The sequence below is a fragment of the Pseudomonas sp. SDO55104_S430 genome (genome assembly GCF_054070595.1).
The window spans coordinates 1-10,734 of sequence record NZ_JBSVXG010000200.1; the positions used below are offsets into that span (position 1 = coordinate 1).

Below are 10,734 nucleotides of genomic sequence, written 5' to 3' on the forward strand. Positions count from 1 at the left end.
GCCGGTGAACACCAAATCTTCATTCAACACCGATCCAATGTGGGAGCGGGCTTGCTCGCGAAGCAGGCGCCTCGGTCCCACTGAAAGAACCCCATAAAAAAACGCCGCAGGCTGTGAGGCCGGCGGCGTTCGATTTTCAGTACAACCACTTAAACGGTATGCAGATACCAGTTGTACTCAAGGTCGGAGATGGAGTGTTCGAACTCCTCCAGCTCACTCTCCTTGCACGCGACGAAGATGTCGATGTACTTCGGATCGATGTACTTGGCCATGACCTCGCTGTCGTCCAGCTCGCGCAATGCATCGCGCAGGTTGTTCGGCAGGCTCTGCTCGTTCTGCTCGTAGCTGTTGCCTTCGGTCGGTGCCGGTGGCTCGACCTTGTTGGTCAGGCCGTGGTGCACGCCCGCCAGGACCGAAGCCATCAGCAGGTACGGGTTGGCATCGGCGCCGGCGACACGGTGTTCCAGGCGCACTGCGTCGGCAGAGCCGGTCGGTACGCGCAGGGCCACGGTGCGGTTGTCCAGGCCCCAGCTCGGCGAGTTCGGCACGTAGAACTGCGCGCCGAAACGACGGTACGAGTTCACGTTCGGGCAGAGGAAAGCCATCTGAGCTGGCAGGGTCTCGAGCACACCGCCGATCGCGTGACGCAGCGCGGCGTTCTGCTCGGGATCCTCGCTGGCAAAAATGTTTTTGCCATCTTTGTCGAGCACCGAGATGTGGACGTGCAGACCATTACCCGCCTGGCCTGGGTACGGCTTGGCCATGAAGGTGGTGTCCATCTCATGGTCGTAGGCGATGTTCTTGATCAGACGCTTGAGCAATACCGCGTAGTCGCAGGCCTTGATCGGGTCGGCCACGTGGTGCAGGTTCACTTCGAACTGCGCCGGGGCACTTTCCTTGACGATGGCGTCGGCCGGGATGCCTTGCTCTTTGGCGCCTTCAAGAATGTCTTGCAGGCAGTCGACGTATTCGTCGAGGTCGTCGATCAGGTAGACCTGGGTCGAGTGCGGGCGTTTGCCGGAGATCGGCGAGCGCGGCGGCTGCGGACGGCCGTTCACGTTCTCCTGGTCGATCAGGTAGAACTCAAGTTCAAATGCGGCGCAGATGGTCAGGCCCAGCTCGTCGAATTTGGCCACGACCTGGCGCAGGACTTCCCGCGGGTCGGCGAAGAAAGGGTCACCTTCGAGTTCGTGCATGGTCATCAGCAGTTGCGCGGTCGGGCGCTTCTGCCATGGCTCGTTGCACAGGGTATCGGGGATTGGATAGCAGATTCGGTCAGCATCACCGATGTCCAGGCCCAGGCCGGTGCTTTCCACCGTAGAGCCGTTGATATCCAGAGCAAAAAGAGAGGCCGGCAGGTTGATGCCTTTCTCGTAAACCTTGTGGAGGCTGGTGCGTTCGATGCGCTTGCCGCGCACCACACCATTCATATCCGCAATCAGAAGGTCAACGTACAGAACCTCAGGATGTTCCTTAAGGAACGCGTTCGCTTCGTTGAGCTGAACGGCACGCGGGGGTACCGACATGATGCAACACCTTTGTTGTTAAAAATATCAATCATTGATCTTTTCGGATTCCAGTCAACCCGAACGGCATGCCGAAGTCAAGCTGGGCCTTTTTTGCCCTCTAAAAGGGCTCGTGTGGCTTTTTTGGGGCACTTTGGGGCGTTTTTATGCCCTCTGACGCTATGGCTCCCGCAGGCTTGAGCGGGCCGTGTTGTATTTTTTACGGGGGTGTTGTGTAAAAAAATGAACAAGGCTAAGCTCGGATCAAACCCATAACAGCAATAATACCGGGGTGCTTCATGTCTCGCCTGTCGATAATCGGCGTCGCCGCCTGCTCTGAGCAGAACGGTCTGCATGCTTATCACATCCATGGCGACCTTCTGGTCGGCCCCGAAGCTTTCGCAGCTGCGGGCAAGTCGGCAATCCTCGCCTCCCCGGCGAATTGGCCATCCCCGTCCGTTATTCTGGACGGCCTCGATGGCACACCCATTACGGTTACTCCATTCAATATAGAACCGATTCACAATGGCGGCTCGGCCTTCGTGCAGGGTGGCGCTCTCGATTCTGCACGTCATGAGTTTGCAGGGGCTTTATTTAGGGGCTTTCCTCAAATAGCCCGGTAGCCTGTGCTAGATAGATATTCCAACGCGACGCCGATGCGTCAAACATCGCCTGACACCCAAGTGCCAGGAAACTCAAAGCCTAGAGGCATTTATGAGTAACAACCTCGACCAGCTCACCGATTGGTTGAAAAGCCACAAGATCACAGAAGTCGAATGCATGATCGGCGACTTGACCGGGATCACCCGGGGCAAGATCTCACCGACCAACAAGTTCATCGCCGAAAAAGGCATGCGCCTGCCCGAGAGCGTTTTGTTGCAAACCGTGACCGGCGATTACGTCGAAGACGACATCTATTACGAACTGCTCGATCCGGCCGATATCGACATGATCTGCCGTCCCGACCAGAACGCGGTGTTCCTCGTGCCGTGGGCCATCGAGCCGACCGCCCAGGTGATCCACGACACCTACGACAAGCAGGGCAACCCGATCGAGCTGTCGCCGCGCAACGTGCTCAAGAAGGTCCTCAAACTCTATGCCGACAAGGGCTGGCAGCCGATCGTGGCGCCGGAAATGGAGTTCTACCTGACCAAGCGCAGCGACGACCCGGACTATCCGCTGCAACCGCCGATCGGCCGTTCCGGGCGCCCGGAAATCGGTCGCCAGTCGTTCTCCATCGAAGCGGCGAACGAGTTCGACCCGCTGTTCGAAGACGTCTACGACTGGTGCGAATTGCAGGAGCTGGACCTCGACACGCTGATCCACGAGGACGGCACCGCGCAGATGGAAATCAACTTCCGTCACGGCGATGCCCTGTCCCTGGCCGACCAGATCCTGGTGTTCAAGCGCACCATGCGCGAAGCCGCGCTCAAGCATGACGTGGCGGCCACCTTCATGGCCAAGCCTATGACCGGCGAGCCTGGCAGTGCCATGCACTTGCACCAGAGCATCATCGACATCGAGACCGGCAAGAACATCTTCTCCAGCGAAGACGGGACCATGAGCCAGCTGTTCCTGCACCACATCGGTGGCCTGCAGAAACTGATCCCTGAGCTGTTGCCGCTGTTCGCGCCCAACGTCAACTCGTTCCGCCGCTTCCTGCCGGATACCTCGGCACCGGTAAACGTCGAGTGGGGCGAAGAGAACCGCACCGTGGGCCTGCGGGTTCCGGATGCCGGGCCGCAAAACCGTCGGGTGGAAAACCGCCTGCCGGGCGCCGATGCCAACCCTTACCTGGCGATCGCTGCCAGCCTGTTGTGCGGCTACATCGGCATGGTCGAGGGCTTGAACCCGAGCGCGCCGGTGGTGGGCCGCGGTTATGAGCGCCGCAACCTTCGCCTGCCGCTGACCATCGAAGACGCGCTGGAGCGCATGGAAAACAGCGCCACCATCGAGAAATACCTGGGCAAGAACTTCATCACTGGCTACGTCGCGGTCAAGCGAGCCGAGCATGAAAACTTCAAGCGCGTCATCAGTTCGTGGGAGCGGGAGTTCCTGCTGTTCGCCGTCTGATGCGCCGGGCGCTGCCGCTGTCGGGCAGCGCTTTCACCTGGATTTTTTAGGAGATTCGTATGACCAGCAACAACCCGCAAACCCGTGAGTGGCAAGCCCTGAGCAACGATCACCACCTGGCCCCGTTCAGCGACTTCAAGCAGCTGAAAGAGAAGGGTCCGCGGATCATCACCAGTGCCAAGGGCGTTTACCTGTGGGACAGCGAGGGCAACAAGATCCTCGACGGCATGGCCGGCCTGTGGTGTGTAGCGGTCGGCTACGGTCGCGATGAACTGGCCGAAGCCGCCAACAAGCAGATGCGCGAACTGCCTTACTACAACCTGTTCTTCCAGACCGCTCACCCGCCAGCGCTGGAACTGGCCAAGGCCATCGCCGATATCGCGCCAGAAGGCATGAACCACGTGTTCTTCACCGGTTCCGGCTCCGAAGGCAACGACACCATGCTGCGCATGGTTCGCCATTACTGGGCGATCAAGGGTCAGCCGAACAAGAAAGTCATCATCAGCCGCAAGAACGGCTATCACGGTTCCACCGTGGCTGGCGCGAGCCTGGGCGGCATGACCTACATGCACGAGCAGGGCGACCTGCCGATCCCGGGCATCGTCCACATTGCCCAGCCTTACTGGTTCACCGAAGGCGGCGACATGACCCCGGAAGAGTTCGGGGTCTGGGCGGCCAACCAGCTGGAAGAGAAGATTCTGGAAGTCGGCGTCGACAACGTCGGTGCCTTCATTGCCGAGCCGATCCAGGGCGCCGGCGGCGTGATCATTCCGCCAGAGACCTACTGGCCGCGCATCAAGGAAATCCTCGCCAAGTACGACATCCTGTTCGTGGCGGACGAAGTGATCTGCGGTTTCGGCCGTACCGGCGAATGGTTCGGCAGCGATTTCTACGACCTCAAGCCCGACATGATGACCATCGCCAAAGGCCTGACCTCCGGCTACATCCCAATGGGTGGCCTGATCGTTCGCGATGAAGTGGTGGCAGTGCTCAACGAAGGTGGCGATTTCAACCACGGCTTCACCTACTCCGGGCATCCGGTGGCGGCCGCGGTGGCGCTGGAAAACATCCGCATCATGCGTGACGAGAAAATTGTCGAGCGTGTTCACACTGAAACGGCACCGTATTTGCAAAAGCGTCTGCGTGAACTGAACGATCACCCGCTGGTGGGCGAAGTTCGTGGGGTGGGTCTGTTGGGGGCCATCGAACTGGTTCAGGACAAGGCCACGCGCAAGCGTTACGAAGGCAAGGGTGTGGGCATGATCTGCCGCCAGTTCTGCTTCGACAACGGGCTGATCATGCGCGCCGTGGGCGACACCATGATCATCGCGCCACCGTTGGTGATCACCCCTGCGGAGATCGATGAGTTGGTGACCAAGGCGCGCAAGTGCCTGGACCTGACCCTGAGTGCTTTGCAGGGCTAAGTGCTAGGCTCTGAGCGCAAGACATGAAACTTTCGCTCAGGGCGTCCTTCAATGGCGGCCTTTCCTTGAAAGACCGCCGTGGATCTTGCCAGACTAGCCGCGGTTCCAGTTGTCCGGCTTCGGCCGCTGAACAAAGTGGTTCAAAAAAAGAAAAAATTTGGAGCATCAACGCATGAAGGCATTAGGAAAAAAGCTTGCTGGCAAGACTCTCCTCGCCATGTCCCTGATGGGCATTATGGCGAGTGCGGCCCAGGCAGACGACAAGGTACTGCACGTCTATAACTGGTCCGACTACATCGCTCCGGACACCATCAAGAAGTTTGAAGACGAGTCGGGCATCAAAGTTGTCTACGACGTCTTCGACAGTAACGAAACCCTGGAAGCCAAGTTGCTGGCAGGCAAGTCCGGCTACGACATCGTCGTACCGTCGAACAACTTCCTGGCCAAGCAGATCAAGGCCGGCGTTTACCAGAAGCTGGACAAGTCCAAGCTGCCTAACTGGAAGAACCTGAACACCGATCTGCTCAAGGCCGTATCGGTCAGCGACCCGGGCAACGAACACGCCTTCCCGTACATGTGGGGTTCGATCGGCATCGGCTACAACGCCGAGAAGGTCAAGGCTGCACTGGGCCCGGACGCTCCGGTGGATTCCTGGGACCTGATCTTCAAGCCTGAAAACGCCGCCAAGCTGAAGTCCTGCGGCATCAGCCTGCTGGATTCGCCAACCGAGATGATTCCGGTGGCGCTGCACTACCTGGGCCTGCCAACCGACAGCCAGAAGAAAGAAGACATCGACAAGGCTGAAGCGCTGATCATGAAGGTCCGTCCTTCGATCGCCTACTTCCACTCTTCCAAGTACATCTCGGACCTTGCCAACGGCAACATCTGCGTCGCCGTGGGTTACTCGGGTGACATCTACCAGGCCAAGTCCCGCGCCGCCGAAGCCGGTGACAAGGTGAAGGTCAGCTACAACATTCCGAAAGAAGGTGCAGGCAGCTTCTACGACATGGTCGCCATACCTAAAGATGCCGAAAACGTCGAAGGCGCCTACAAGTTCATGACCTTCCTGCAGAAGCCGGAAATCATGGCTGAAATCACCAACGCCGTACGCTTCCCGAACGGTAACGCTGCCGCCACTGCTCTGGTTGATAAAGACATCACCAGCGACCCGGGCATCTACCCGCCGGCGGACGTGCTGGCCAAGCTGTACGCGATTGCTGACCTGCCGGCGGCGACCCAGCGGATCCTGACTCGCAGCTGGACCAAGATCAAATCCGGTAAGTAAGCGCTAACCCACTGTAGGAGCGAGCATGCTCGCGAAGAAAGTCGCAGCGCCATGGGGTGTCAGGCATCCCGCGTTATCGTTGACGACCATCGCGAGCGTGCTCGCTCCTACAGGGGATTTTCATAATGTTTGCTGGAACGGTTTTTCGAGGGTAAGTTGCGCGCCGGTTTGTTGCCAGACAGTCATGACTGTCATGTAACGCGGGGCAACTTGGGCCCAACTCATTTAGAGGACCTCCACTTGCCTATTTCTTCTTTGTTGCGCAATGCCATGCTGCTCGGCGCCGGACTGACGCTTGCCGCCAGTGTCCAGGCCGCCGGTACCGTGCATATTTATAACTGGTCCGATTACATCGGCGAGACCACCCTGGCGGACTTCCAGAAAGAGACCGGCATCAAGCCGGTCTACGACGTGTTCGACTCCAACGAAACCCTGGAAGGCAAGTTGCTGGCCGGGCGCACCGGCTACGACGTGGTCGTGCCGTCCAACCATTTCCTGGGCAAGCAGATCAAGGCCGGGGCTTTCCAGAAGCTCGACAAGTCGCTGCTGCCCAACTACAAAAATCTCGACCCGGTGCTGCTCAAGCGTCTGGAGCAGAACGATCCGGGTAACCAGTACGCCGTGCCGTACCTGTGGGGCACCAACGGCATCGGTTACAACGTCGAGAAGGTCAAGGCTGTGCTGGGCGTCGACAAGATCGATTCCTGGGCTGTGGTCTTCGAACCGGAGAACATCAAGAAGCTTCAGAGTTGCGGCGTGTCCTTCCTCGACTCCGCCGATGAAATGATGCCCACGGTCCTCAACTACATGGGCCTGGACCCCAACAGCACCAACCCCGAAGACTACAAGAAGGCCGAAGCCAAGCTGCTCGCGGTTCGTCCTTACGTGACCTACTTCCACTCCTCCAAATACATCGGCGACCTGGCCAACGGCGATATCTGCGTGGCCGTCGGTTTCTCCGGCGACTTCATCCAGGCCAAGACCCGTGCCGAGGAAGCGAAGAAGGGCGTGGACATCGCCTACTCGATTCCAAAGGAAGGCGGCGCACTGTGGTTCGACATGCTGGCGATTCCGAAGGACTCGGCCAACGTCAAAGAGGCACACGCGTTCATCAACTATTTGCTCAAGCCTGAAGTGATCGCCCAAGTCAGCGATTACGTCGGTTACGCCAACCCGAATCCGGCGTCGGACAAACTGATGGAACAGTCCATTCGCACCGACGAATCGGTTTATCCACCCCAGGCGGTACTCGACAAGACTTACGTGTCCATCGAGCTGCCCCCGAACATTCAGCGTTTGATGACCCGCAGCTGGACCAAGGTCAAGTCGGGTAAATAGCTTCAAGGCTCAAACTATCCAGGGTTCGTTCAACTTGAGCGAACTTCAAATTTTGTTGGGAGTTTCGCAAATGGCAGTTGCCTCCGGCGCCTATAAGAAAGCCCTCGAGGGCGACCAGTCACCCAAGCAGGTGCTGGTCAAAATCGACCGGGTCACGAAGAAGTTCGACGAGACGGTTGCCGTGGACGATGTGTCCCTGGAAATCAAGAAGGGCGAGATCTTCGCCCTGCTCGGCGGTTCGGGATCGGGCAAATCCACCCTGCTGCGCATGCTCGCCGGTTTCGAGCGACCGACCGAAGGACGGATCTTCCTCGACGGTGTAGACATCACCGACATGCCGCCCTACGAGCGGCCGATCAACATGATGTTCCAGTCCTACGCGCTGTTCCCGCACATGACCGTGGCGCAGAACATCGCCTTCGGCCTCAAGCAGGACAAGCTGCCGGCCGCCGAGATCGATGCCCGCGTGGCCGACATGCTCAAGCTGGTGCAGATGACCCAGTACGCCAAGCGCAAGCCGCATCAACTGTCCGGTGGTCAACGTCAGCGTGTGGCCCTGGCCCGTTCCCTGGCCAAGCGTCCGAAGCTGCTGCTGCTCGACGAGCCGATGGGCGCACTGGACAAAAAACTGCGCTCGCAGATGCAACTGGAGCTGGTGGAGATCATCGAGCGCGTGGGCGTGACCTGCGTGATGGTGACCCACGACCAGGAAGAGGCCATGACCATGGCCGAACGCATCGCGATCATGCATTTGGGCTGGATTGCCCAGATCGGCAGCCCGATCGACATCTACGAAACCCCGACCAGCCGCCTGGTCTGCGAATTCATCGGCAACGTCAACATCTTCGACGGTGAAGTGATCGACGATGCCGAAGGTCACGCGACCATCACCTGCAAGGACCTGGACCGCCAGATCTATGTGGGCCACGGCATCAGCACTTCGGTGCAGGACAAGTCCGTGACCTACGCGATCCGTCCGGAAAAACTGCTGGTCACGCCGACCATGCCGACCTGCGAATACAACTGGTCCAGCGGCAAGGTCCACGACATCGCCTACCTGGGCGGGCACTCGGTGTTCTACGTGGAGCTGCCGAGCGGCAAGATCGTCCAGTCCTTCGTCGCCAACGCCGAACGCCGCGGCGCACGTCCGACCTGGGGTGACCAGGTTTACGTGTGGTGGGAAGACGACAGCGGCGTGGTACTTCGCTCATGAACATGCGCAAATTCAAACGTCGCCTCAATCGAATAATTCCCGGTGGCCGTCAACTGGTCATCGGGGTCCCTTTCGTCTGGCTGTTCCTGTTCTTCATGTTGCCGTTCTTCATCGTTCTGAAGATCAGCTTCGCCGAAGCCGACGTGGCCATTCCGCCGTACACCGAGATCTACAGCTACGCCGAGCAGAAGCTGCAAGTGCTGCTCAACCTGGGCAACTACGCGATGCTCGCCGGCGACGAGCTGTACATCTCTGCCTACCTCGGCTCGTTGAAGATGGCGCTGATCAGCACCATCCTCTGCCTCGTGATCGGCTATCCGATGGCCTATGCCATCGCCAGTGCCCGTAAAGAAGTGCAAACGGTGCTGGTGCTGCTGATCATGATGCCGACCTGGACCGCGATCCTGATCCGCGTCTATGCGTGGATGGGCATCCTCAGCAACAACGGCCTGCTCAACGGTTTCCTGATGAGCATGGGCCTGATCAGCGAACCGCTGCAGATCCTCAACACCAACCTGGCGGTTTATATCGGCGTGGTCTATTCGTACCTGCCGTTCATGATCCTGCCGCTGTACGCCAACCTGGTGAAGCATGATCAGAGCCTGCTGGAAGCCGCATCGGACCTGGGTTCGAGCACCTTCAACAGCTTCTGGAAGATCACTATCCCGCTGTCGAAAAACGGCATCATTGCCGGCTGCATGCTGGTGTTCATCCCGGTGGTGGGTGAGTTCGTGATCCCTGAACTGCTCGGCGGCCCGGAAACCCTGATGATCGGTAAAGTGCTCTGGCAAGAGTTCTTCAACAACCGTGACTGGCCGGTGGCGTCCGCCCTGGCGGTGGTGATGCTGGCGATCCTGATCGTGCCGATCATCCTGTTCAACCGCAGTCAGGCCAAGGAAATGGAGGGTAAAGAATGAAGCGCTTCCGTTTCTCGAGTTTCATGCTGGTCGTGGGTCTGCTGTTCATCTACCTGCCGATGCTGATTCTGGTGATCTACTCGTTCAACGCCTCCAAGCTCGTAACGGTGTGGGGCGGCTGGTCGATCAAGTGGTACGTCGGCCTGATGGACAATACGCAGCTGATGGGCTCGGTGGTGCGCTCGCTGGAAATCGCCTGCTACACGGCGATTGCAGCGGTCGCGCTGGGTACGCTCGCCGCGTTCGTGCTGACGCGCATCACCCGCTTCAAGGGCCGCACGCTGTTCGGTGGCCTGGTCACAGCGCCGTTGGTTATGCCTGAGGTGATCACCGGTCTGTCGCTGTTGCTGCTGTTCGTGGCGATGGCGCAGATGATCGGCTGGCCGCAGGAGCGCGGTATCGTGACCATCTGGATCGCTCACACGACGTTCTGTGCGGCGTATGTGGCGGTGGTGGTGTCGGCGCGCTTGCGTGAGCTGGACCTGTCCATCGAAGAGGCGGCCATGGATCTGGGAGCGAAGCCGTGGAAGGTGTTCTTCCTGATCACCATCCCGATGATCGCCCCATCGCTGGCGGCGGGCGGCATGATGTCCTTCGCCCTGTCGCTGGATGACCTGGTGTTGGCCAGCTTCGTCTCGGGCCCGGGTTCCACGACCCTGCCGATGGAAGTGTTCTCGGCGGTACGTCTGGGCGTGAAGCCGGAGATCAACGCCGTGGCCAGCCTGATCCTGTTGGCGGTATCGCTGATGACCTTCCTGGTCTGGTTCTTCGGCCGCCGCGCCGAAGAAGCGCGCAAGCGTGCGATCCAGCAAGCCATCGAAGAAGGCGCTGCCGAGTCCTGGAAACAGCCGGACGTGCGTCGTTCGCAAGCGCCGGAAGCGGCGTAAGGGACTGGCCTCGATCCTGAAGTCAAACGCGATCCAATGTGGGAGCGGGCTTGCTCGCGAATGCGGTGGGTCAGTCAATGCAGATGTCGACT

The 10,734-nt window shown here is 59.2% G+C and carries 9 protein-coding genes and 1 pseudogene; 8 read left to right on the forward strand and 2 right to left on the reverse strand.

All coding sequences use genetic code 11. The annotated features are described in order from the left end of the window. Nucleotides 1–149 precede the first annotated feature (149 nt). Complete coding sequence (locus ACW9JE_RS24475) at nucleotides 150–1,526, reverse strand: glutamine synthetase family protein (protein WP_175379679.1); 1,377 nt, start codon at nucleotides 1,524–1,526, stop codon at nucleotides 150–152. A gap of 278 nt (nucleotides 1,527–1,804) precedes the next feature. Here ACW9JE_RS24475 and ACW9JE_RS24480 point away from each other — a divergent pair, with 278 nt between their 5' ends. From ACW9JE_RS24480 to ACW9JE_RS24495, 4 genes are all read left to right on the forward strand, one after another. Then, nucleotides 1,805–2,128, forward strand: a complete 324-nt coding sequence (locus ACW9JE_RS24480; protein ID WP_457434194.1) for a gamma-glutamyl-gamma-aminobutyrate hydrolase family protein — start codon at nucleotides 1,805–1,807, stop codon at nucleotides 2,126–2,128. 91 nt (nucleotides 2,129–2,219) lie between these two features. Further along, nucleotides 2,220–3,578 (forward strand): glutamine synthetase family protein, encoded by a 1,359-nt coding sequence (locus ACW9JE_RS24485; protein ID WP_224540626.1) that lies wholly within the window; start codon nucleotides 2,220–2,222, stop codon nucleotides 3,576–3,578. Between the two features lie 59 nt (nucleotides 3,579–3,637). After that, nucleotides 3,638–5,002, forward strand: coding sequence for an aspartate aminotransferase family protein (locus ACW9JE_RS24490; protein ID WP_457434195.1), 1,365 nt, complete (start codon nucleotides 3,638–3,640; stop codon nucleotides 5,000–5,002). Between the two features lie 172 nt (nucleotides 5,003–5,174). Next, complete coding sequence (locus tag ACW9JE_RS24495; protein ID WP_224540631.1) at nucleotides 5,175–6,287, forward strand: polyamine ABC transporter substrate-binding protein; 1,113 nt, start codon at nucleotides 5,175–5,177, stop codon at nucleotides 6,285–6,287. Nucleotides 6,288–6,296: 9 nt separating this feature from the next. Here ACW9JE_RS24495 and ACW9JE_RS24500 read toward each other — a convergent pair. After that, nucleotides 6,297–6,377 (reverse strand): annotated as a pseudogene (locus ACW9JE_RS24500) (outer membrane lipoprotein carrier protein LolA); the annotation flags it as partial. Between the two features lie 150 nt (nucleotides 6,378–6,527). On the opposite strand from ACW9JE_RS24500, the gene ACW9JE_RS24505 reads away from it, so the two are divergent. From ACW9JE_RS24505 to ACW9JE_RS24520, 4 genes are all read left to right on the forward strand, one after another. After that, complete coding sequence (locus ACW9JE_RS24505; protein WP_318011776.1) at nucleotides 6,528–7,625, forward strand: polyamine ABC transporter substrate-binding protein; 1,098 nt, start codon at nucleotides 6,528–6,530, stop codon at nucleotides 7,623–7,625. Nucleotides 7,626–7,695: 70 nt separating this feature from the next. Further along, nucleotides 7,696–8,838, forward strand: coding sequence for an ABC transporter ATP-binding protein (locus ACW9JE_RS24510; RefSeq protein WP_224540633.1), 1,143 nt, complete (start codon nucleotides 7,696–7,698; stop codon nucleotides 8,836–8,838). Beyond that, nucleotides 8,835–9,755, forward strand: a complete 921-nt coding sequence (locus tag ACW9JE_RS24515; RefSeq protein ID WP_263488081.1) for an ABC transporter permease subunit — start codon at nucleotides 8,835–8,837, stop codon at nucleotides 9,753–9,755. Before ACW9JE_RS24510 ends, ACW9JE_RS24515 begins: the two co-directional genes overlap by 4 nt. Further along, the gene (locus ACW9JE_RS24520; RefSeq protein ID WP_224540636.1) at nucleotides 9,752–10,642 is read left to right on the forward strand and encodes an ABC transporter permease subunit; all 891 of its coding nucleotides are present in this window, start codon (nucleotides 9,752–9,754) and stop codon (nucleotides 10,640–10,642) included. The genes ACW9JE_RS24515 and ACW9JE_RS24520 overlap by 4 nt, the downstream gene beginning before the upstream one ends. Nucleotides 10,643–10,734: the final 92 nt, after the last annotated feature.